Source organism: Bacillus sp. FDAARGOS_1420 (assembly GCF_019344915.1).
GTDB lineage: Bacteria > Bacillota > Bacilli > Bacillales > Bacillaceae_G > Bacillus_A > Bacillus_A mycoides.
Genome location: NZ_JAHWJB010000001.1, coordinates 983,805 through 1,006,406, shown reverse-complemented (window position 1 = coordinate 1,006,406; position 22,602 = coordinate 983,805). Strand labels below are relative to the sequence as shown.

Sequence of the window (22,602 nt, the reverse complement as noted above, 5' to 3'; positions counted from 1 at the left end):
CCTTTTGTTATTCTTCCATAGTGACTGTAGAAGAAAATAAGGAGGAGTAATGATGAACGTCACTACTAATGTACAATCATCAACAGAGGAGACGAAAGAGAAAAGATATAAAACATTGTTTGGTTCTGCGCTAGGATATGCAGCAGAAGGTTTAGACATGTTGCTCTTATCTTTCGTACTCGTCTACATTTTAAAAGAATTTCATTTAAGCCCTGTTGAAGGTGGAAACTTAACATTAGCTACCACAATAGGAATGCTAATCGGGTCTTATTTATTTGGATTTATTGCTGATTTATTTGGGCGTATCCGTACGATGGCCTTCACAATCTTACTATTCTCACTAGCAACAGCACTTATTTATTTCGCAACAGATTATTGGCAATTATTAATTCTTCGCTTTTTAGTTGGAATGGGAGTTGGTGGTGAATTCGGGATTGGGATGGCCATCGTAACTGAAATATGGTCTAAAGAAATGCGCGCTAAGGCGACATCCGTTGTTGCACTTGGATGGCAATTTGGCGTACTAGTAGCTTCACTTCTTCCGGCATTTATCGTCCCGCATTTCGGATGGAGAGCTGTTTTCTTATTTGGACTCATTCCCGCTCTACTAGCTGTTTACGTCCGCAAAAGTTTAAGTGAACCGAAAATATGGGAACAAAAACAACGATACAAAAAAGAATTATTACAAAAAGAAGCTAAAGGTATTTTAACAACTACTGAGGCAGAACAACTAAAGCAAATGAAAAAGTTCCCACTTCGAAAGTTATTTGCCAATAAAAAAGTAACGATAACAACAATTGGTCTTATTATTATGTCATTCATCCAGAACTTCGGATATTATGGAATTTTCACATGGATGCCAACTATTTTAGCGAATAAATATAACTACACATTAGCAAAAGCGAGCGGCTGGATGTTCATCTCTACGATCGGCATGCTAATTGGAATTGCGACTTTTGGTATTCTAGCCGATAAAATTGGTCGCCGTAAAACTTTTACAATCTATTATGTCGGTGGTACTATATACTGTCTCATTTACTTCTTCTTATTCACAGACTCAACATCATTGTTATGGGGAAGTGCATTGCTTGGATTCTTTGCCAATGGCATGATGGGGGGATTCGGAGCAATTTTAGCTGAAAACTATCCTGCTGAAGCTCGCTCGACAGCAGAGAACTTTATTTTCGGTACAGGACGTGGGTTAGCTGGATTTGGACCTGTTATTATCGGCTTACTTGCTGCAGGTGGTAATTTAATGGGAGCATTATCTCTCATCTTCATTATCTATCCAATCGGTTTAGTTACAATGCTATTATGTGTCCCAGAGACGAAAGATAAAGTATTAGAATAGATTGAAACTGTACGAAATGTTTATCCAAATACTGTCCCCTCAGGAAAAGTATTTGGATAAATGGCAAAGAGGAAGCATCTCAAATGAAATGCTTCCTCTTCTTATATAAATACAATTATTTATTTTGATTTACTAGCTTTTTGGAACAAGAAGCTAGTTTTATCTTCTTCTTTTACAATACCTTGTTTTAACGCTAATTCCCCTGCGACTTTAGGCGCTAGCCATAGCATTGGGAATAACAGAATAGATACCGGAACAGCCGTCACTACAATGAAGGATTGTAAGGCGTTAATACTTCCCTCACCCATATATAAAAGAATCGCCGCAACTGCCCCCATAATAAGCGACCAAAAAACTCGCAAACTAATTCTAGGATCTCCATCTCCAGTCACTGCCATTGAAATCGAATAAGCCATTGAATCTCCTGTTGTCACTACAAATAAAATTGTTAATAAAAGAAATGCAGGTCCAATAATATTAGATAGTGGCAACTGCTGCGTAATTGCAATCATAGCCGCTGGCATACCAGATTCACTTAATGCGGTCGAGATAGAACCAGGATTCATTAACTCATAAAACACACCTGATCCCCCTAGTATAGTAAACCAAAATGTTGTAATAATAGGTGCAATAATTCCAATTGCAACGATGATTTCTCGGATTGTTCTTCCTCTTGAAATTCGGCTCACTAAAATTGCCATCATCGGTCCGTATCCAATAAACCATCCCCAGAAAAAGATTGTCCACGACCCTAACCAACCTGTATCACCACGATATGTGCTCATTGGAATAAATTCATTTATATAAAATCCAAACGAAGAAACAAATGAATCAATAATAAATCCACCTGGTCCAAACAGTAATACGAATACCATTAATAAAACTGCTAACCTAACATTTAAATTACTTATAATTTGAATCCCTTTATCAATTCCCGTTACCGCAGATATAGTAGAAACAGCTACTACACAAACAATAATGGCTAATTGAGTAGTAAACACATCAGGAATGTTAAACAATGCTTGTAACCCATAACTTGCTTGCAAGCCTAAAAATCCGATTGGACCAATCGTCCCTGCAGCTACCGCAATAATGGAAAATACATCGATCATTGTTCCAAGCCAACTCTTTCGCAATTTCTCTCCAAAAATAGGATATAAAAGCGTTCGAGGTTTTAAAGGCATATCTTTATGATAGTGCCCGTACATCATAACTACCGCACTAATTGTACCTAAAATTGTCCAAGCCAGGAAACCCCAGTGCATATAACTTTGTGCTAAAGCCGGCATTACCGCTTCTTTCGTTCCAGCAGTTATACCTTCATGTATTGGTGGCACCGTCATCAAATGGTACATCGGCTCTGCGGCTGCCCAAAAAACGCCACCTCCGGCAAGTAATGTAGACATAATAATAGCGAGCCATTTTGTCGTACTAATCTCAGGTTTTTCTAGCCCCCCAAGTTTAACTCTCCCATATTTCGAAAACGCCATACACATTGCAACAACAAATGTACCAATTAATAAAACCTGCCAAAAGGCACCAAAATATTTAATTGAAGCTGCAAAACTGCTATTAATGACTCCCTCTACGTAACTTTTATTTAAAATAACTGCAATTACAAATAATAAAAGTGAGCCACCACTAATAAGAAATACAGGCCAATCTGTTTTTCGACTCTTCATCCTCATTTACACTTCCTCCTTCCTCAGCAATCTAAAAAAACAACTTTATTATGTTTTATCGTTTACACCCAAAACATAATGATTATATAAGCATAATAATTCATCAATTTTTTCCACACACTTATGTTGTCCCTAAAAATATGCTAAATCCCTTATTTAAAAGAAAATTTCTATTCCTATTACATAAAAAAGCAAAATAAAAGACCTTATATTTCTATAAGGTCTTCGAAACAGAAATTTGATTATAACATAAGGAACTCCTTGGTTCAAAAAGCCCTTTCCAAAAATAACCGATAGTAAAGGCTTCCATTTGCTACGTAACAGTAATTAAAAAAAATTATATTTTGCAGAAAAAAACTATACTAGCTATTATTTATGAAAGAAATTCGGCTTCAAAATTTCATTTGGATACGGTTTATGATAAATATGAGTGGCGGCTGGCGACAACGGTGGAATGAGCCACACCCAATTACCTGTTACAACCCGTCCACATGCCGCTTCCTGCTTCTCAAATTGTTGAAATTGTTGTGCAGCTGTATGGTGATCCACAATACTAACTCCTTGTTTTTTAAAAGAATGTAAAACAGCCACGTTTAATTCAATTAGCGCCTTGTCTTTCCATAACGTACCATTTCTCGATGTATCGAGCTTCATCATCTCCGCAACAGCCGGAAGTAAATTATAGCGATCATGATCCGCTAAGTTACGAGCCCCAATCTCCGTTCCCATATACCATCCATTGAACGGGGCTGCCGTATAAGAAATACCGCCAATTTCTAAGCACATATCTGAAATCATTGGAACCCCATACCATTTTGCTCCAAGTGACGAAATCGGGTATTCTGGGTGTTCAATTGGCACTTCTTTTACTTCTTCTCTCGGAATTTCTTTATATATAGGTGCCTTCCCGTTTATAGAAAACACAAGTGGCAATACATCGAAATTCGTACCTTCTCCTTGCCAGCCAAGTTCCTGACAAAAATCTGTAAACGCAGTGGAATGAGAGTCACCAATCACTCCCATTTCTGTTTTATATCCTGCATACCGAATCAATTGGTGATTATAAATTCGTATATTATTTTCTTCACCTTGATATTGCTTAAAAATTGTAATTGTCGGTTTAACTTTCCCATCGTTCGTTGCATATTTAATATGATGAATTAATGCATTGTATACACCTTCCTCATCATTTACCTCACGTGCATCTAATATGTGCATCTTACTCCAAAATAGTCTTCCGATACATCGATTACTATTGCGCCATGCCATTCGTGATCCATGAACAAGTTCTTCAAATGTATGCTCATACGTCCCCGTCTTCTCTATCTCAACTTGAATTTCTTTTATTCTCTCTTCTATGAATTGTTCTTTATTAAGCTCTTTATGGCAAACCGTAATAAAATGACTCGCTTCCTCTATTAATTGTTTCGTTTTACTCATAAACAATCTCCTTCTATTTCAACAAAACGTTACTACTTTACAGTATAAGCAAAAAGAATAAGAGTCACAAATGAAAGTCGAAGTGTTACTTTTATTGTAATATTTTTCAGAAAATTAAAGAGATTACTATTGACTTGTATAAAAAATAGGTGTATTTTTGACTCAGGTAAATTTTTTTTACCTAGACCAACTTTTTAATAAGAAAGGAGGGAATGTTATGTCTTCATTTCAATTGCCAAAGCTTTCATATGACTATGATGAACTAGAGCCATATATCGATAGCAACACGCTTTCTATTCATCATGGAAAGCACCATGCGACATACGTAAATAACTTGAATGCCACTTTAGAAAACTATACGGAATTACATAATAAATCTTTAGAAGAGTTACTATGTAATTTAGAAACTTTACCAAAAGAAATTGTTACAGCTGTCAGAAATAACGGTGGTGGACATTATTGTCATAGTCTTTTTTGGGAATTAATGAGCCCGCGAGGTGGCGGTGAGCCTAATGGAGACGTTGCAAAAGTAATTGATTATTATTTCAATACCTTTGACAACTTAAAAGATCAACTTTCCAAAGCAGCTATTAGTCGTTTTGGAAGTGGCTATGGATGGCTTGTTCTGGACGGTGAGGAACTTTCCGTTATGAGTACACCCAATCAAGATACACCTTTGCAAGAAGGTAAAATTCCATTACTCGTCATCGATGTATGGGAACACGCCTATTATTTAAAGTATCAAAATCGGCGTCCAGAATTTGTTACCAACTGGTGGCATACGGTGGACTGGGACCGGGTAAATGAAAAGTATTTACAAGCAATTCAATCACAAACACATTAGTCGTGCGTATAAGGTAAATTTGGTAATGTAAAATTAGTATTGTCGAAATCCTCCAGAATCCCCCGGATTGCCACCGGGGGATTTATGATTATTTCATTGTATTTATGTAATAACGTAAAACTTTTTCCGTCTCTAATTTCAACTCTCGGAACGGGAATCCTAATTCACGAGCCTTTCCATTATGTAACGTACAATTAATCACTCCATTATAAGGAGCTATATTATCTCCTACTTCTTGAATGAGCGCTTTTCTCCCGGTATTCTCTTCTATGAAACGAATAACTTCTCTGGTAGAAACCACCCCGTTACTACAAGCATTAATTGGCCCTTCTATGTTTTCCATCCCGCACCAAGCTAAAAACTGTCCTGCTTCCTTTTCATGTATAAATGACAACTCTCCATCTACATGATCCACAACGATAGACTCTTGTTTCACAACATGTTCAACGTAAAATTGTAATCTTTTCGTATAATCGTTTTCTCCAATAACAACTGGAAAACGCACTGCGACAACTGGAAATGTTGCATGTTGAAATAAAACTGCTTCGGCTAATCGCTTACCTTCACTATAATTGAAATCATTCCTACCTCCATACGTAATTGTATACTCGTACGGATTGAAGTTTTCTTCTAACAGGCCTAGCGCAGGCTCATAGACAGCCATTGAAGATGTCATAATGTATTTCTTCGTTTTTCCTTTTAGCACTTCACATATTATCTTCGCTGCATTCGAGCTATAGCATAAATTATCGTATACGATATCATAACTTTTACCTTCAAAACGCTCTTCTAGTAGCCTCTCATCTTCTCTATCTACAATCAGTCTTTTTACTGCACCTCCAAAGGAATCTTCAGTAACTCCCCTCGTCGCAATCGTTACATCATGTCCAGCTTGCAACAGTACTTCTACTAAATGTTTACCAAAAAATCTTGTTCCCCCTAGCACCAATACTTTTTTCACCTTCATCATCCCCGTTTTCAAAAATTGTAAAATACTACCTCTATTATTATAAACGCTAAAATAAAAAAACATGGAATCAGTTTAACGATTCCATGTTTTTTCTACACACGATACATTAACGTACTCGATATTTAAAAATACAATAGCAGCAATATAAAATAGAAATTACTGATACATAAACCCATAGTTCATATATGAATCCCTCGCCCCATACTCCCATAAAATAAAAGAGTGAAGGCAACGTCAATGTTACCCATGATTGTACAAAGGCAATTCTGCCAAGATATTGATTGATATTCTTTTTTTGTGCATTTAATACAAAGAATAAATACCAAAGTAATGCCCACATAAACCATGTTAACGCATTAACAACATCGTGGAATTGAACAAATGAAACAATCATATAGAATAAAGCAATAATTGCTACCCAAATACAGAACCAGCCTAGTCCACTACTATCCATTCCTTTAATAAAAGTAACGCCTACATATAAATAAGTTAAACCAAATAAAAAAGTAGCCGCATATGAATATACCGTCCAATTACTTTGATCAGAAATCATGATCAAATAGAACGGAATGATAATTTGTAATGCCCCCACAAATAAATTAAAGACACCTGCACTTTTCATCTCTACTTTGCCTAATATGACAAGACTATTTAAAAATAAAGCTGCACCTGAAAGTAATAATCCTACGTAACCCATATATATTCGTGTGAAAATCTTTCCCTTTCACACTTTTAACCTCCCCACAATATAAAGTGATACTTTATCCCGCATTAACGAGCAGTAAAACTCCCACCTCAAAATTCAGCTGGAGCAAAGAAGTTAGGCGGGAGTCGGGCTGCCCGTAAAAGCCCGATTGGTGAAGGCTAATAATCAGTGGGGATGAACAACCCCCACTGATTAAAGTTTCACTTTATTATTTTTCTTCCTATTTAAAACTACATACATAATTTTTAATCTGAATAAGTCAGACTTCCTACCTTAAAAAATAACAAATTTAAAACGCTTTCAATAATAAATAACCCTATCAAAACATGAAATAGGATTCCTTGATTATAAACGTACTCTAACAATGATACAAGTGTTGGAATACTTTTCAATACTACGTTTTGAATTTCTATAAAAAATTAGTAGAATGATACATTTTCCCTATCTCATTCTATTAATTATTTGCATAGAATATCGTACACTCATATTAATTTAGAAAGGTTTGATATTTATGCCTCTTCATTATCCAAATCATTTTGTTTTTCACTCCACAGGTGTATTAACAAGAGAGCCTGCAACTGTTTCAGCAGTAGTAAACATTGTAAATTTAGATGCATATTACACACACCATGTAACTATAGAGGTTTGGGATTGGTCTAACTATTCTAATCCTGTAAAATTACCTGTACTACTTGGTGAAAATACGGAAGTAGCATTCCCATATATTTTACAAGGCAACCACTTAGCAGTTTTTTATGCTGATTTAGATGACTCTATTGATTTGTATGAAATCCGTATTTCTTATCCTGGCCACTCCAATATTGTTGCAAATTGTTTTGGGCGAAGTATCCCGCCATATACAAGCCAAGAAGGTAATACAGTATACCATAAACAACTCGTTCGAATTCATTAAATCTCCCCTATTATGTGAAAGGGGCTGGTCAGTAATACATTTATCTTTATAAGATAATCGTATTACTGACCTAAAGCGTGATAGTCAATCTTGATAGTTTCTCATTTTGAACACTTGCTATTTATCATAAATATCATTCGGATTTATTGTAGGAACAAATCCATTTGTAGAACTATATTTTTTAGATACATTATCTGGGGTCACGGTAAACGTTACAATTTTATTGCTTTGTTGTTTAAAATAACGCATCCAATTTTGACTCCATTCATCTTTCGCAATAACTTGTTTATTGAAGTCTTCCCACAATACACCATGTATAAAATTCAAGGATGTATTTTTGATTGTGTCAAATCCCCAATTCTGTATAAGAAGCAGGTTGGAATCAACACTTTTAATTTCTTTTAATAAATTTACATATGCTTCTCGAAACTTCCCTTGTGTAGACGGCTGATCATAAAAATAGTCATCAATATCACCAGCTGTATCTAAAAACACACCATCTATTCCTTTTCCAATGACTTGCTGTTTCACCTTATTCACAACAATCCCACGGTAGTGTTCATCAGCTAAATTCATAATATATGTATCCCACTGCTCAATCTTCATTTTCTTACCATCTCTATAATAATAGTCTGATTCAACTACTTGCGATTTATGCCACGATTCTAATTCTAAAACACTAACATAGCCAAGAACTACCGTTCCTGATTTTTTTAATTGCTGAACCTGTTCTTTCGTAAATGCATATGGCTCTATAATAACCATGTCATACTTTGAAAGTCTCTCAATTACTTGCTCATTTGCTTCACCATAATAAATTTTATAACTTCGTACATTTTTTAAAACTGGTTCCACAACATTTGCTTGTGCGGATGTACTTGAGGAAAAAATAAAAGAAAATATAGCTAAAAAACATACGGAACGTTTCCACTCCATAATAATATTACCCCCTATACAACTGTAATTTTCTATTGTTTTAAATGTTAATACAAATATAGTAATACCATAACATTCTACATTTTTTCAAACTCGATTTTTTATAAAAATTCCAATAAATGCAATACATTAACAAAAATTAGAATTTATTTCACTTGAATTTACTACATCTCTGTTGATAAAATGATTTGGGCTTTATATATTATATATCTTAAAATAATTCTTTTAAATTATGTATTTTATTTCAGTGTACTATTCCTCAAAATTAAATTTGCAAACGAAAGAAGGGATTTTTTTATGCACTATAGACAATCTAATATATTCCAAAAGATGATTGAACCTACGATTCTCTTTATTGCACTATTTTTTCTATCAATACTAACTGATTTTCTTACACCAACGTATGAATACTTCTTACTCTTATTTATTACATTAATTATCTCTAGCCGATATGGCATATCTATTGCCATTTTCGCCTTTTTGGAAGCAATGATTTATATTTTTGTAAGCGGTATATATAAAGAAAATGATGTATTGTTGTACTTTTATTCATTAGATTACTGGATAAGTTGGATTTTCTTACTTGTTATTAGTTTATGCTGTGGACTGATGAGCACTGCACAAAAAGAACGTTATGAAGATGTACATATGATAAATAATGAGTTGAAAGCTGAAAATAAAGAATTAAAATATGTCGTGAAACAATTGGATGAAACACGTATTACACTACGTTCTCGTGTACTTGAATCAAATAACCACTTATCTAAAATGTATCATATGTTTAAAGCTTTAAATCATACACATCCTGAAATTGTACTCGATGAAGGAATGAATGTATTAAAAATGTATTTTGGAGCAAAAAAAATTGGTATCTATCACGTTGATAACAATAAACAATCGCTTCGTATTAAATTAAGAGCTGAAACTGGTAAAAATACATTATCCCAATCTATTTTCGTTAAAAACGCTTCCTTAGTCATCAAAAATGCGCTAGCGCATAATCGACCTTTTTTCCGTACAGATGAGGATTTTCAAGACGCTCCACTTTTAGTTGGTCCCGTCCTATTCCAAGATGATGTACAATACGTCATTATATTAGACGAAATCGAGTTTTCAAAAGTAACTTCTGAGCAATTCGAACTTTTCACATGGTATTTACGCTGGATGGGTGATCGTTTACAAAACGCTTCTAATCTTTGGCTATCCAGTCAAGAGGATCGCACATTCCCTAAAACAAGCATTTATTATGAAGATGAATTTGAACATTTACTAAAAATAGAAAAGAAACGGTACGAAACATTATCTTATCCATATTCCTATTTTGAGTTCAATGCTCCACAAGATTCTTTAGGAATGATAAATTCTATTTTAAAAGACCACTTGCGAGATATCGATATATTCGGTTATAGTACGACCGAGCAGAAAATCATGATTTTATTACCTGGCACTGAAGAACAGTTTTATATACAAGTTCAAACTCGTATACAAAACGCTCTTTCTTCTAAAGGAGTGATAGTCTAATGATTTTACTCCTTCTTTATTTTATTTATGTTATTTCGGTTTTTCTTTTATTTCGATTTACGAAAAGTTTGATTACTAAAGATAAAAAAGGAATTATTGAATTTTGCTTGATTCTATCTCTTCTTTTCCCACTTATCGGACTTATTGTATCAGCAATCATGTTATTACTTAATATAAGACGCTCCAAAACCGAGTGGTTACAGCAATACTCTGATTATGTTGCCTTTCACGTTGATAATTACGAAGATATTTTGGAATCAGCAAAACAAGATATGGACTTAATTTCATTTTCTTCTGGATTAGAACTAGATAAGCCTGAATTACATAAACAACTCATTGTACAGTTAAGCTCCTCCTCTATTGCTAATGAAGGAGGCTTATTGAAAGAAGCCATTCACCATAAAGATCCTGAAACTGTGCATTACGCAGCAACTACTATTAATTTACTAAATGAACGGTACGAAAAACAAATCGAATACTTAAATAAGCAATTTCTACAAAATCCACAAAATGAAATTGCAAAAGAATTGGTTTCTAACTATTTAAGATATATAAACAGTGGTCTTCTTTCTAATCAGCAAAAAGAAAAAATAATCGCTAAATTTATGGATTTTATTACACAAGGTGTAGAACTATTCCCTAACGAACCTCTTTACCCTTTCCATCTTGGAAATCTGTTTCTACACACAAAACAATATGCAAAGTCTGAAGAGCAATTTTTAAAGCTTATTCATTTCTATCCTGAATCATATTACGGTTACGTTGGTTTACTTGAAATATATTATGAGCAACAGTTATGGGACGAGCTCTATAACTTAATCAATAATCTAACGGATGCAAAAAGAGTTCATATACTACCGCGTAAATATCAATTATTTGTGAGGCAGTTTGGAGGCGCACACATTGAAAAAGGGGATTAATATATATATCGGGATTATTAGTATCATTTTATTTCTCTTAATTTTATCCATCCTTATATATCGAACAGAAAATTTTTATCAAAAGTTTTCTGTTCCTAAAACTAAGGAAACAGATACTGTTAAAATACTCAAAGCAAAAGATGTAGCTCAAAATGGACAAAAAATGCAATTATACGTTTTAAAAACGTATAATACATTAGGGCAACAAGTCGAATTTAATACGAAGAAGGCAATGGATTACGCACACCTACACTATAAAGATATTACAGCTAATGAAATTAAGGGACTTACACCCTCTCCCTATACAGGGATTATTATTACAGGTGAAATAATGGAGCAACTTCCACAAGCTGATATTCAAAATTTTGTACAAATGGGCGGAAGAATTATTATCGCAAACCGACTTGATTCAGATCCTTCCTGGAACACATTATTTGGTATTACCCAAAAAGAAGGTTTCAAAGATGCGAAAGGATTAACCTTTGAAGAAGTTTTATTCCCTGGTTATCCAGATCTCTCAAGTTCTTCTCCATTGTTTACTCATAGCTCAATGAATATTACGCTAGATGGGAATACAACTAATACTTGGATTACAGCGGAAGATACTCCCATCCTTTGGACCAATGACTACGGTGAAGGAAAAGTCTTATATTGGAATACAACAGCATTGAACGATAAATTAGGTAGAGGTATGTTCGTTCAATCACTGGGTACTATTTTCCCGACTTTCGCTTCAGCACAACTTGGAGCGGAGATTATGTATATCGATGACTTCCCATCTCCGATTCCAAGTGGAGAACTAAAAAACTTAACGAAAGAAAAAATTTCTGTTGAAGAATTTTATAAAAAACATTGGTGGAAAAATATGAAGGATATCTCTGAAGATCTTGATATTAAATATACGGGTGTTGCCATTGGGACGTACCAAAATAAAGTAACGCCACCCTTTGAAGATTTCACAGGTAAAAATAGAAATACCTATTTATTATTTGGGAGAGAATTACTAAGTCACGGCGGGGAAATAGGCATTCATGGCTATAACCATCAACCTTTATTATTACCACCAGATCCAGTAGATAAAGCACTTGAATATGTTCCATGGAATTCAAAAGAGGATATGGAGAGCTCCTTAGATGCTCTGCAAAAACTCGTGTATAACTTCTTTCCAAACGAAAAATTAAAAACCTATGTACCACCATCCAATATTATAAATACAGCTGGATTAAGTGCATTAAACAACGCAGTTCCAACTATGGAAACAGTTGCTTCTCTATATGTGGGAAGTAAAAGTAACGGTAGTTTAATTCAAGAATTTGGACCAGATGAACATAATAAAAACATTTATCACTTCCCGCGCATTACAAGCGGCTATGCTATCACAGATGAAGAGCAATTTATCTTAACTGATGTTACCGCAAATTTAGGGGTTATCTCACATTTCGTCCATCCAGATGATATCCTTGATGAAAAACGCTCAGGTAATTTAACATGGGAAGAATTATTTAAAGCTTATAAAAAGACAATTAAAGAAATACGAGAAAGATATCCTTATATAAAAAGTATGACCCAAAGTGAAGCAACTGCTTCTATGAAAATTTATCAAACTGGTGACCTAGATGTTTCTTATGAAGATGATGCTGTTCACATTGCATATAAAGGGTTGCCAAACCATACTTCAACAATTATACGTGTAGAAGAAGGTAAGAAGATACAACCTGGCTCATTCTCTTACGGTACAGTTAAAAAGCTTGATTCCCAAATTTATAGCGTTACGTTAACGAAAGCCAGCGCTACGATTCCAATTAAAGGAGCATAACAGATGAGAATAGGTTTGGTCGTTGAAGGCAGCTATCCCTTTGTAAGCGGAGGGGTAGCAAGCTGGGTTCAAATGATTATCCAGCAGTTTAAAGAACATGAATTTACGATTTTCGCGATAGTCCCTCAAGTAAAAACAGAAGATGAATATCAATATGAAATTCCAAGCAATGTAAAAAACATCATTCTGATTCCTTTGCAATCAGAAAATGAAGCAAAACATATAAAAACTAATTTAACTAAACAAGAAGTACAGACACTTCAAAAATGGTTTACATTTCAAGCCAACGATACAACAGCATTACAAATATTAGGGAATAAACAAAAGCTAGGAACACTCCATTCCTTCTTCGAAAGCCGTGAGTTTTATGCAATTGTTAAAGAAAGCTATTTATATGAAGAAAGTAGTGGATCCTTCTTAAATTACTTTTGGATGTGGAGATCTATGTTCACACCAATCATTCAAATTTTACAAATTGATTTTCCTGAATTAGATCTTATTCATTCTGTATCGACAGGGTATGGTGGATTGCTTGGTGCTGCAATTAGTGCCAAGTCCGATATACCATTTATTCTAACTGAACACGGTATTTATTCTCGGGAGCGTGAAGAAGAAATACTACAATCTACTTGGATACCAATTGAATATAAAAAAAGATGGGTTTCTTTCTTTCATCACTTGTCTCATCAAGCATATGAACAAGCCGCTGATGTAATTACGTTGTTCGGCCGAAATAGTGCATATCAAAAAGAATTAGGTGCTCCGGCCCATAAACTAAAAATCGTTCCAAATGGCGTTACTTTATCTGACTATAAAGGGTTACGTAAGCCAAAATACAATTCGGATAAACTCATCATTTCCGCTATTATACGAGTTGTGCCAATTAAAGATGTAAAAACAATGATTTATGCAGCTAAATTATTATTAGAAAAAGATATTCCATTTATATTTTACTTACTAGGTCCTGATACAGAAGAAGCAGAATATGCTCAGGAATGTCGTGATTTAATTCAACAATTAGGATTAGAAGAGCATGTAATAATGACCGGCAAAGTAAATATTAAAGATTACTTAAAACAAACAGATATTCTCGTATTAACAAGTATATCTGAAGGGCAACCATTAGCTATGTTAGAAGGAATGGCAGCAGGATTACCATGGGTTGTTACAGATGTCGGCTCTTGTAAGGAATTAATTTACGGACAAGATGAAGATCCTTACGGACAATGTGGATTTGTTGTACCACCTGTATCTCCTGAACAAGTTGCCATTCATTTAGAGTGGTATTATCGTCACCCTGAATCCATTCAAAAATTTGGGGATAACGGGCGCAATCGTATTGAAGCGCACTATCAATTATCAGGTGTCGTTGATAGTTATCGTAAGCTTTACTTAGAAAGAGGTAAAAAAACATGGCAGGGATAGGATTTCGTTTACAAAAATTATTCCAAGAAGACTACTATTCTTCCAGAATAAAAGCGTACGGATTTTCATTATTTGTTACAGCTGGTCCTTGGTTAGTCGTTATTTTAGCAGTAACAGCTATTCGATACATTTTAAGTTTGTTCCATTCTATTTCAATTGAGGAACAGCGCCTTTTTACAATTTCAATTTCATACTGCTTCATTTTTTCTCAAATCATATATGGTGCCTTACAGCTCATCGTAACTAGATATGTGGCCGACCTTTTATACGAGCAAAAAGCTGATAAAGTATTTTCTTCCTTTTTAGGAATGACGAAAATCACACTTTTTTTAGCTATTATCTTATGGATTTTGTTTGCAATTTTTACACCATTAGCCTTGTATTATAAAATCGTGATGCTATTTTTATTTTTAGCTTTAAACATCATTTGGATTCAATCCATTTATTTAACAGCAGCTAAAGATTATCAATCCATCGCTCTTGCATTTTTAATTGGTTCCATTTTCTTCTTATCTGGAATTGCGCTTATTGCTTACTGGCATCCAACACTTGGAATAGAACACGGATTGGCCCTATTACTTTTAATTTCTTTTACAATCGGGACTTTCATTACATTAGTGTGGTTAAGTATAGTTATTGTACGAATGTTTCCAAATAGTGATGCTACTGAACAATTTACCTTTCTTTCTTATTTAGATAAATATCCAGAACTATTTTGGTCAAGCTTACTTTACAATATTGGCATTTGGGTATGTAACTTTGTTATTTGGTTCGGAGAAGGGCGAGGAAATATTGAAAACACGTTTATTTATCATCAAATTTATGATACATCTGTTTTCTGGGCCTATTTAAGCATTATCCCAACCTATATTTTCTTCGTAGTATCCATTGAAACAAGGTTTTATGAACGGTATAAGAAGTTCTTCGGTTCAGTTAACAATGGGGCGACATTAAATACAATTTTACAATTAAAAGAATCAATGAACTTTGTCCTAAAGCAAGAAATGGAACGAATACTTCGTAATCAAGGTATTTTTTCTTTACTTATTATTTTTATAATATGGATGTTTAGTTCACAATCTGGGAACGTAACACTTGAATACTCTATTTTGCAGCTGACTATAATTGGTGCTTATGCAAACGGGATGGTCCTTGTTATCACATTACTACTCTTATATTTTGAAGATCGTAAAGGAGCATTTCGAACATCAGCCCTGTTCTTTTTTGCAAACCTGTTATTAAGTCTTCTTCTACTTCCATTTGGATTTAATGGTTACGGTATTAGTTTTGCACTCGGATCTTCTATTACATTCTTATATGCTATTTCTAGACTCTTTACTTACATTAAAGATATTGATTACTATACGTTTTGTCAGTCAAATACTCCTATAAAAAGGCGAACTTTCTTTACTAAATTTGCTAATAAACTTAATGGAAATAAATAAATAAAAATGACCTTTTGCTCCCGCAAAAGGTCATTTTTTTATCTGTTTATTAAACTTCTAGATAGCCATTTTTGTTATTTGATTGCCATCTCCAAGAGTCTGCACACATCTCTTCTAATCCGCGTTTTGCTTCCCATCCTAATTCACGCTTCGCTTTCGATGCATCTGCAAAACATACTGCCACATCACCAGGACGACGTTCCGTAATTTTATAAGGAACTTCCTTGCCTGAAACTTTTTCAAATGCTTCAACCATTTCTAATACACTATAACCAGTACCTGTACCGAGATTGTATGCATCTATCCCAGTAGTGCCAAGTACCTTTTCAAGCGCCTTTACATGGCCATTTGCTAAGTCTACAACATGAATATAATCACGGACACCCGTGCCATCTTTTGTTGGATAGTCATTTCCAAATACACTTAATTCCTTTAACTTCCCTACTGCTACTTGTGTTACATATGGCATTAAGTTATTTGGAATTCCGTTTGGATCTTCTCCAATACGTCCACTTTCATGTGCACCAAATGGGTTGAAGTAACGAAGTAATGCAATACTCCATCCTGCATCCGCAAATGCTACGTCACGCATAATTTGTTCAATCATTAATTTCGTTTGACCATATGGATTCGTTGCACTTAATGGAAACTCCTCCGTAATTGGTGATGTTTCTGGGATACCATACACTGTTGCAGATGAACTGAAGATCATCTTCTTCACATCATGCTTCTGCATCACTTCACATAGCACTAATGTGCTTGTAATGTTGTTATGATAATACGTTAACGGAATTTCTACTGATTCCCCTACAGCCTTAAAGCCTGCAAAGTGAATAACAGCTTCAATTGTATTTTCTTCAAAAATCGTATCAAGTGCTTCTCGATTTAAAATATCTTCTTTATAAAATTTAAACTGTTTTCCTGTTATCTCTGTCACTCGATTTATAGACTCTACTGAGCTATTCGAAAGATTATCTACTACTATAATTTCGTAACCGTTTTTTAGTAATTCTACGCATGTATGACTACCAATATATCCTGCTCCACCTGTTACAAGTATTGCCATAATTATAGTCCTCCATATTTCATTCATTATAAACTTCTCAAAGTATATCACATATTTCTTATCATATGTTTATTATGCGAACACAGAAACTTACATTTTATCCCATGATTTTTTGTACAATACACGATTCAAATCAGGTAATAAAAAAACGCCACATAACAGACATCGCGTGGCGTTTTTTTATTAAATTACGTAACAATATACACTTAGAAAATGTGCAAGACTACCTAACAATACAAAAACATGAAAAATTTCATGGTGTCCCATATATTTAAACTCCAACCATTTTGGCTTCGCACCGTAAATAAACCCACCAATTGTATAAAAAATGCCTCCAAGTACTAAGAAAATAATACCTCCCGTACTTAGATTATCAGCTAGCGGTGCAAAGAATAGAACAATTAGCCAACCCATCAGAAGATAAATTGCTGTCGATAACCATCTTGGACAATTAAACCAAAACATTTTAAAAACAATACCACAAATTGCCGTTGCATAAACTAAACAGAATAATAGTAAACCATTTGCCGAATTTAATGTAATTAAACAAAAGGGTGCATATGTACCTGCAATTAATATGAAAATCATAGAATGATCTAGCTTCCTAAAGAAATAAATAACACGTTCACTAGCTACGACACTATGATACACAGCTGATGCCATATAAAGGACCATCATCCCGATACCGAATAAAATAACAGCTGTAATTGCAGCAACAGATGGCATCTTAACAGAAACTTTCACAAGCATAGCTAATAATGCAATAAATGATAATACAGCTCCTCCTAAGTGAGTAAATGCATTAACTGGTTCTCTTACATAAACATTCATATAAACACCCCTCATATAATTACATGTAGTTTTCATAACTACATGTAATTATATACACATTTTCCGTGCGGGTCAACATTTACAATTCATTTGTTTCGTAATACCATATTTAAAGATATACTAAACATTAAGTTCCACTAAGTTATAAAAGTGAGGGGTTCTACGTGGAAAATATAAATAAATTACTTGAATCATTACATTTAGAAAAAAGTATTAAACTTGAGGATATCCCAAATGTCGACTTATATGTAGACCAAGTTGTCCAACTATTTGAGAATACTTATGCGGATACAACGAGAACTAATGATGAAAAAGTATTAACAAAAACAATGATTAACAATTACGCAAAAGGGAAATTATTCATCCCTATCAAAAATAAAAAGTATTCAAAAGAACATATGATTTTAATCAGCTTAATTTATCAATTAAAAGGAGCTCTTTCCATTAATGATATAAAAAGCTCCTTAGAAAATATAAATGCACCGTTAATAAACGATGATACATTCGAATTAAACACTCTATATAAAGATTACCTTTCTCTTACTGACACCAATGTGGAAAGCTTTAAGCAAGACGTGAATAACCGTGTTAAGGAAGTAAACGAGGTTTCTTCCTTAGAAGATCCAAAGCTAGAAAAGTTTTTATTACTAACATCCTTCGTGACTATGAGTAATATGTATAGACGTTTAGCAGAGAAACTAGTTGATGACCTCAAAGAAACTTAAACAAAAAAACTATCCACCTGTTAGAGGTGGATAGTTTTTTTGTTTACTTAATTGCTTCATGAACCTTTAATTGTTTCCCTTTAATCGTTGTGTTTTTCATAATTTTTAAAACAAGTGGTCCTTTTCCATTTAATATTTCAACGTAAGAAACATTGTCTTGTATTGTAATAATACCTATATCTTCTGCTGTAACACCTTTAATTTTAGCAATTGTACCGACGAAATCTACCGCCCTAATTTTCTTTTTCTTCCCGCCATTAAAGTACAATTTCATAATTCCTTTGTTTAGGCCTGCATTTTTATCTTTCTTTATAATTGGTTTAGCATGTATCTTTTCCTCAAATACTGCTTTACCTTTCATAACTTCTTCTTTTGAAGGTGCAAGTGCCTTTGGAATTTCAAAGCCAATGTACTCCTCAATCTCTTCCAAAAATCTATTTTCATACGGCGTCATGAATGTAATAGCTTTCCCGTTATTACCAGCTCGTCCCGTTCTTCCCGTACGATGTACATAACTTTCTTTTTCTAATGGAATATCATAGTTAATAACATGTGTAATATTATCAATATCAATTCCTCTAGCAGCTACGTCTGTCGCTACTAAATAACGGAACTTTCCTTTTCTAAAATCGTCCATAACTTCAAAACGATCTTCTTGTACCATACCACCATGTATTTTGTCACAAGGATAGTTAACCCGCTTTAACTGTTGAAATACGTGATCTACATTTTCTTGCGTACGGCAAAAAATAATACAACTATCTGGATTCTCAATCGTTGTTACATCTTTAAGAAGTGAAAGCTTCTCCTCTTCTCTCATCTCAAAAAGTGTATGTTCAATCTTATCTGTTGTAATCCCGGTAGCCTTAATTTCAATATGCGTTGGCGAATCCATATACGTACGAGATAACTTTTCAACATCTTTTGGAAGTGTTGCTGAAAATAGCATTGTCATTCGTTTTTTAGGTAATTCGTCAATAATTGCCTCTACTTGATCGATAAAACCCATATTCAGCATTTCATCCGCTTCATCAATAACTAAATACTTCAAACACTCTAAAGAAAGGGTACCTTTTTCAATATGATCTAACACACGGCCAGGAGTCCCAACTACAATATGTGTTTTTTGCTTTAACTCTAATTTTTGACGTGCAAATGGAGATTTGCCATAAACTGCAGCGGCCTTAATTCTTTTGAAACGACCTATATTCGTAATATCTTCTTTTACTTGCACCGCAAGCTCTCTCGTCGGTGTTAAAACTAAAGCTTGTGGCTTATTCTCTTCCCACTCCACCATTTCACAAAGTGGTATGCCAAATGAAGCGGTTTTTCCACTTCCAGTCTGTGATTTCACGACAAGGTCTTTCTTTTGCAAGGCAACTGGAATAACCTCTCCTTGCACTTCCGTTGGATGTTCATATCCTAAACCAGTAAGTGCTCTTACAATTTCTTTACTTAATGCATAATCAGCAAAACTTTTTTTACTCATATGTTAACCTCTTTTTATTCTGTATTATTTTCTTTTTTCGCTTTTCCTATCAATGAATCATCATATACCTTATTATGACCTTATTCATTATACTTGAAAGCTCACATAAAAAGGCGAATCATTCGTGATTCGCCTGACTAAACAAAAGGATCTTCTATTTTAAAAACTTGTTAAAAATATTATTCCATATATTGCTCAACTAACTGATAACATCTTTCCCTCGTACTATTTGCATTCGATGAAATAGTTGCTATCCCTGATAATGTTCCCTGCCCAGATTCATTCCAAGCTTCTTCCGCCTTGCGGTCTCGATACGTAATCCATTCACGCTGTTTCTCTCTCAAAGTGTTCATTTCACTTGTAGAAAGTTGCTTTTTCAAAACGCCATAAATCTCATTTAAAGCCTGATCCCATGCATCGTATCTTTTAACTTCCCCTTCTTTCATTTCAGTTGTAATTCCGTTCTCATATAAGTAATCGAGCTTTTTCAAATTCTCCTCAATACTATTTAGTTTAGTAATATATTCTGCCTTCTGACCGGTAATAACACTTTCTTCGGCTTCTCTTCTATTACTTTTTCTTCCTTGCTGTTCTCATCTTTTGTTTTATCTACCTCTACTTCCCTCGGCACAATCTGTGTAATTTGTTCATTCGCATTTTGATAATATATTTTAAACTGTTCTTTCCCTTTCGTTTCCCTAATAATTACGTTCAGTTGCTCTTTTACATCCACAAACTTCTGTTGGTTTTTCAACTCTTCTACTTTAGCAAGCATTTGCTTATATTTTTCTTCCTCATCTTTTTGATTAGATAAAGCTTCTCGTTTTTCTTTTGCTTGTTTGGCTAATATAACTGAACTAGCAGAATCATTTTCAATTTCTCTTAATAACGAAATTGCCCGGTCTATATTACTTTCCTGCAATACTTCAATCATTTTATTCGTTTGATTCATCTTCAGCCTTACTTCTCGGTCATCCTTATTTTCTTTTAATGCTAATTCAAAAGATGCGACTGCTCTCTCGTATTCTTTATTTTCCAGTGCTAAATCTCCTTGCTTCTTCGCCTTATCAAATGCATCATTATTGCTGCATCCAGCAACAACCAACAAAGTTATTCCTATTATTAGTATTAACTTTTTCATAGTATTTCCCCAGCCCCCTCACCCAAAATAAGAAGCACACATACAATTTTATGCAATTATCGAAACTTTCCTTACTTTTTTATAAACGAACGTTATGCATATAAAAACTATTTAAATTCGTTTTTAACATCATTTTTAAAAGATATTAGCTTCTTTCAAAAAAAATGTTAAGAAAATCTTTGACTTCTTAATAAAAATGATGTAAATTATCCTATGGACGAACATTTTTAATCAATAAAAATAAAATATTCGTATTTTAGGGGTGTAAATGATGGAAAACGTATTTGACTATGAAGACATTCAATTAATTCCTGCAAAATGTATTGTAAACAGCCGATCTGAATGTGATACAACTGTCACTTTAGGAAAACATAAATTTAAATTACCTGTCGTACCTGCAAATATGCAAACGATTATAGATGAAAGAATCGCAACTTATTTAGCTGAAAATAATTACTTCTATATCATGCATCGTTTCCAACCAGAGAAACGAATCTCATTCATTAGAGATATGCAATCACGTGGATTAATTGCTTCAATCAGCGTTGGTGTTAAAGAAGACGAAGACGAATACGAATTCGTACAACAATTAGCTGCTGAGCAACTTTCACCTGAATACATTACAATCGATATCGCACATGGTCACTCTAATGCTGTGATCAACATGATTCAACATATTAAAAAACATTTACCAGAAAGCTTCGTTATCGCTGGAAACGTTGGAACTCCAGAAGCGGTAAGAGAATTAGAAAACGCTGGTGCTGATGCAACAAAAGTTGGTATTGGGCCTGGTAAAGTTTGTATTACTAAAATTAAAACAGGATTTGGAACTGGTGGTTGGCAGTTAGCTGCACTTCGTTGGTGTGCAAAAGCTGCAAGTAAGCCAATTATCGCTGACGGTGGTATTCGTACGCATGGTGATGTAGCTAAATCAATTCGATTTGGAGCAACTATGGTTATGGTCGGTTCTCTATTCGCTGGTCATGAAGAGTCTCCAGGGGAAACAATCGAAAAAGATGGCAAACTTTATAAAGAGTACTTCGGTTCAGCTTCTGAATTCCAAAAAGGCGAGAAGAAAAACGTTGAAGGTAAGAAAATGTTCGTTGAGCATAAAGGTTCTTTAGAAGACACTTTAATCGAAATGGAACAAGATCTTCAATCTTCTATCTCTTACGCTGGTGGAACAAAGTTAGACTCAATACGTACTGTAGATTATGTAGTCGTGAAAAACTCTATTTTCAACGGTGATAAAGTATATTAATTTTTAAATCTAACTAGAAGGACAAGCATTTTTATGCTTGTCCTTCTTTTTCATGTATAAAAATGTAAAATATTTTCATTTTACTGAATTTTCTAGTATCATATTTTTAGATACTTATAA

At 34.1% G+C, this 22,602-nt stretch carries 20 protein-coding genes; 10 read left to right on the top strand and 10 right to left on the bottom strand.

Features of this window, described 5'->3' with window-relative positions:
* The first annotated feature begins 52 nt into the window (after positions 1-52).
* Entirely contained in the window at positions 53-1,351 is a 1,299-nt protein-coding gene (locus I6L50_RS05340) for an MFS transporter (RefSeq protein ID WP_219300743.1), read from the top strand.
* A gap of 119 nt (positions 1,352-1,470) precedes the next feature.
* Here the strand turns inward: I6L50_RS05340 and I6L50_RS05335 are convergent, their stop codons facing one another.
* Together I6L50_RS05335 and I6L50_RS05330 are read right to left on the bottom strand one after the other, a co-directional pair.
* Positions 1,471-3,039, bottom strand: coding sequence for a BCCT family transporter (locus tag I6L50_RS05335; protein WP_219300741.1), 1,569 nt, complete (start codon positions 3,037-3,039; stop codon positions 1,471-1,473).
* Between the two features lie 363 nt (positions 3,040-3,402).
* Positions 3,403-4,473 (bottom strand): nitric oxide synthase oxygenase, encoded by a 1,071-nt coding sequence (locus I6L50_RS05330; protein ID WP_219300739.1) that lies wholly within the window; start codon positions 4,471-4,473, stop codon positions 3,403-3,405.
* 217 nt (positions 4,474-4,690) lie between these two features.
* Here I6L50_RS05330 and sodA point away from each other — a divergent pair, with 217 nt between their 5' ends.
* Positions 4,691-5,317, top strand: a complete 627-nt coding sequence (gene sodA, locus I6L50_RS05325) for a superoxide dismutase [Mn] (RefSeq protein WP_219300737.1) — start codon at positions 4,691-4,693, stop codon at positions 5,315-5,317.
* Positions 5,318-5,405: 88 nt separating this feature from the next.
* Here the strand turns inward: sodA and I6L50_RS05320 are convergent, their stop codons facing one another.
* Both I6L50_RS05320 and I6L50_RS05315 read right to left on the bottom strand, forming a co-directional pair.
* Positions 5,406-6,350, bottom strand: a complete 945-nt coding sequence (locus I6L50_RS05320; protein ID WP_181777897.1) for an NAD-dependent epimerase/dehydratase family protein — start codon at positions 6,348-6,350, stop codon at positions 5,406-5,408.
* Positions 6,351-6,393: 43 nt separating this feature from the next.
* Complete coding sequence (locus I6L50_RS05315) at positions 6,394-6,984, bottom strand: AmiS/UreI family transporter (RefSeq protein ID WP_002068662.1); 591 nt, start codon at positions 6,982-6,984, stop codon at positions 6,394-6,396.
* A 520-nt stretch (positions 6,985-7,504) separates the two neighbouring features.
* On the opposite strand from I6L50_RS05315, the gene I6L50_RS05310 reads away from it, so the two are divergent.
* A complete protein-coding gene (locus I6L50_RS05310; RefSeq protein ID WP_002143948.1) occupies positions 7,505-7,906 on the top strand; it encodes a hypothetical protein in 402 nt (133 codons plus the stop codon).
* A 117-nt stretch (positions 7,907-8,023) separates the two neighbouring features.
* Here the strand turns inward: I6L50_RS05310 and I6L50_RS05305 are convergent, their stop codons facing one another.
* Positions 8,024-8,842, bottom strand: coding sequence for a glycoside hydrolase family 191 protein (locus I6L50_RS05305; protein ID WP_016096433.1), 819 nt, complete (start codon positions 8,840-8,842; stop codon positions 8,024-8,026).
* Between the two features lie 297 nt (positions 8,843-9,139).
* Here I6L50_RS05305 and I6L50_RS05300 point away from each other — a divergent pair, with 297 nt between their 5' ends.
* From I6L50_RS05300 to pelG, 5 genes are read left to right on the top strand one after another with little or no spacing between them, the layout of a single operon-like run.
* Positions 9,140-10,363 (top strand): GAF domain-containing protein, encoded by a 1,224-nt coding sequence (locus I6L50_RS05300; protein WP_113936122.1) that lies wholly within the window; start codon positions 9,140-9,142, stop codon positions 10,361-10,363.
* Entirely contained in the window at positions 10,363-11,283 is a 921-nt protein-coding gene (locus tag I6L50_RS05295) for a tetratricopeptide repeat protein (protein WP_219300735.1), read from the top strand. Before I6L50_RS05300 ends, I6L50_RS05295 begins: the two co-directional genes overlap by 1 nt.
* On the top strand, positions 11,267-13,099 hold the full coding sequence (locus I6L50_RS05290; protein WP_219300733.1) for a DUF2194 domain-containing protein: 1,833 nt from the start codon (positions 11,267-11,269) through the stop codon (positions 13,097-13,099). Before I6L50_RS05295 ends, I6L50_RS05290 begins: the two co-directional genes overlap by 17 nt.
* Positions 13,100-13,102: 3 nt before the next feature.
* Positions 13,103-14,524, top strand: a complete 1,422-nt coding sequence (gene pelF, locus I6L50_RS05285) for a GT4 family glycosyltransferase PelF (RefSeq protein WP_113936119.1) — start codon at positions 13,103-13,105, stop codon at positions 14,522-14,524.
* Positions 14,512-15,969 (top strand): exopolysaccharide Pel transporter PelG, encoded by a 1,458-nt coding sequence (gene pelG, locus I6L50_RS05280; RefSeq protein ID WP_219300731.1) that lies wholly within the window; start codon positions 14,512-14,514, stop codon positions 15,967-15,969. The genes pelF and pelG overlap by 13 nt, the downstream gene beginning before the upstream one ends.
* A 49-nt stretch (positions 15,970-16,018) precedes the next feature.
* Here pelG and galE read toward each other — a convergent pair whose 3' ends face one another.
* Both galE and trhA read right to left on the bottom strand, forming a co-directional pair.
* Positions 16,019-17,035 (bottom strand): UDP-glucose 4-epimerase GalE, encoded by a 1,017-nt coding sequence (gene galE, locus I6L50_RS05275; RefSeq protein ID WP_201032226.1) that lies wholly within the window; start codon positions 17,033-17,035, stop codon positions 16,019-16,021.
* Between the two features lie 183 nt (positions 17,036-17,218).
* Positions 17,219-17,866 (bottom strand): PAQR family membrane homeostasis protein TrhA, encoded by a 648-nt coding sequence (gene trhA / locus I6L50_RS05270; RefSeq protein ID WP_088033913.1) that lies wholly within the window; start codon positions 17,864-17,866, stop codon positions 17,219-17,221.
* A gap of 164 nt (positions 17,867-18,030) precedes the next feature.
* Between trhA and I6L50_RS05265 the strand changes: the two genes are divergently transcribed.
* Positions 18,031-18,591, top strand: coding sequence for a DUF1836 domain-containing protein (locus tag I6L50_RS05265; RefSeq protein WP_002089923.1), 561 nt, complete (start codon positions 18,031-18,033; stop codon positions 18,589-18,591).
* Between the two features lie 43 nt (positions 18,592-18,634).
* Here the strand turns inward: I6L50_RS05265 and I6L50_RS05260 are convergent, their stop codons facing one another.
* From I6L50_RS05260 to I6L50_RS05255, 3 genes are all read right to left on the bottom strand, one after another.
* On the bottom strand, positions 18,635-20,080 hold the full coding sequence (locus I6L50_RS05260; RefSeq protein ID WP_219300729.1) for a DEAD/DEAH box helicase: 1,446 nt from the start codon (positions 20,078-20,080) through the stop codon (positions 18,635-18,637).
* Between the two features lie 179 nt (positions 20,081-20,259).
* On the bottom strand, positions 20,260-20,571 hold the full coding sequence (locus I6L50_RS34705) for a lysozyme inhibitor LprI family protein (protein WP_257475353.1): 312 nt from the start codon (positions 20,569-20,571) through the stop codon (positions 20,260-20,262).
* A 17-nt stretch (positions 20,572-20,588) separates the two neighbouring features.
* Positions 20,589-21,221, bottom strand: a complete 633-nt coding sequence (locus I6L50_RS05255; RefSeq protein ID WP_257475352.1) for a hypothetical protein — start codon at positions 21,219-21,221, stop codon at positions 20,589-20,591.
* A gap of 271 nt (positions 21,222-21,492) precedes the next feature.
* Between I6L50_RS05255 and guaC the strand changes: the two genes are divergently transcribed.
* On the top strand, positions 21,493-22,482 hold the full coding sequence (gene guaC, locus I6L50_RS05250; RefSeq protein WP_219300727.1) for a GMP reductase: 990 nt from the start codon (positions 21,493-21,495) through the stop codon (positions 22,480-22,482).
* Positions 22,483-22,602 lie beyond the last annotated feature (120 nt).

Coding starts and splice junctions, on each gene's coding strand:
- I6L50_RS05315 (WP_002068662.1), bottom strand. CDS start 6,984: ATGGGTTACGTAGGATTATTACTTTCAGGTGCAGCTTTATTTTTAAAT.
- I6L50_RS05255 (WP_257475352.1), bottom strand. CDS start 21,221: ATGAAAAAGTTAATACTAATAATAGGAATAACTTTGTTGGTTGTTGCT.
- galE (WP_201032226.1), bottom strand. CDS start 17,035: ATGGCAATACTTGTAACAGGTGGAGCAGGATATATTGGTAGTCATACA.
- I6L50_RS05340 (WP_219300743.1), top strand. CDS start 53: ATGAACGTCACTACTAATGTACAATCATCAACAGAGGAGACGAAAGAG.
- pelG (WP_219300731.1), top strand. CDS start 14,512: ATGGCAGGGATAGGATTTCGTTTACAAAAATTATTCCAAGAAGACTAC.
- I6L50_RS05305 (WP_016096433.1), bottom strand. CDS start 8,842: ATGGAGTGGAAACGTTCCGTATGTTTTTTAGCTATATTTTCTTTTATT.
- I6L50_RS05300 (WP_113936122.1), top strand. CDS start 9,140: ATGCACTATAGACAATCTAATATATTCCAAAAGATGATTGAACCTACG.
- guaC (WP_219300727.1), top strand. CDS start 21,493: ATGGAAAACGTATTTGACTATGAAGACATTCAATTAATTCCTGCAAAA.
- pelF (WP_113936119.1), top strand. CDS start 13,103: ATGAGAATAGGTTTGGTCGTTGAAGGCAGCTATCCCTTTGTAAGCGGA.
- I6L50_RS05310 (WP_002143948.1), top strand. CDS start 7,505: ATGCCTCTTCATTATCCAAATCATTTTGTTTTTCACTCCACAGGTGTA.
- trhA (WP_088033913.1), bottom strand. CDS start 17,866: ATGAATGTTTATGTAAGAGAACCAGTTAATGCATTTACTCACTTAGGA.
- sodA (WP_219300737.1), top strand. CDS start 4,691: ATGTCTTCATTTCAATTGCCAAAGCTTTCATATGACTATGATGAACTA.
- I6L50_RS05320 (WP_181777897.1), bottom strand. CDS start 6,350: ATGTTTTTTTATTTTAGCGTTTATAATAATAGAGGTAGTATTTTACAA.
- I6L50_RS05260 (WP_219300729.1), bottom strand. CDS start 20,080: ATGAGTAAAAAAAGTTTTGCTGATTATGCATTAAGTAAAGAAATTGTA.
- I6L50_RS05295 (WP_219300735.1), top strand. CDS start 10,363: ATGATTTTACTCCTTCTTTATTTTATTTATGTTATTTCGGTTTTTCTT.
- I6L50_RS05330 (WP_219300739.1), bottom strand. CDS start 4,473: ATGAGTAAAACGAAACAATTAATAGAGGAAGCGAGTCATTTTATTACG.
- I6L50_RS05335 (WP_219300741.1), bottom strand. CDS start 3,039: ATGAGGATGAAGAGTCGAAAAACAGATTGGCCTGTATTTCTTATTAGT.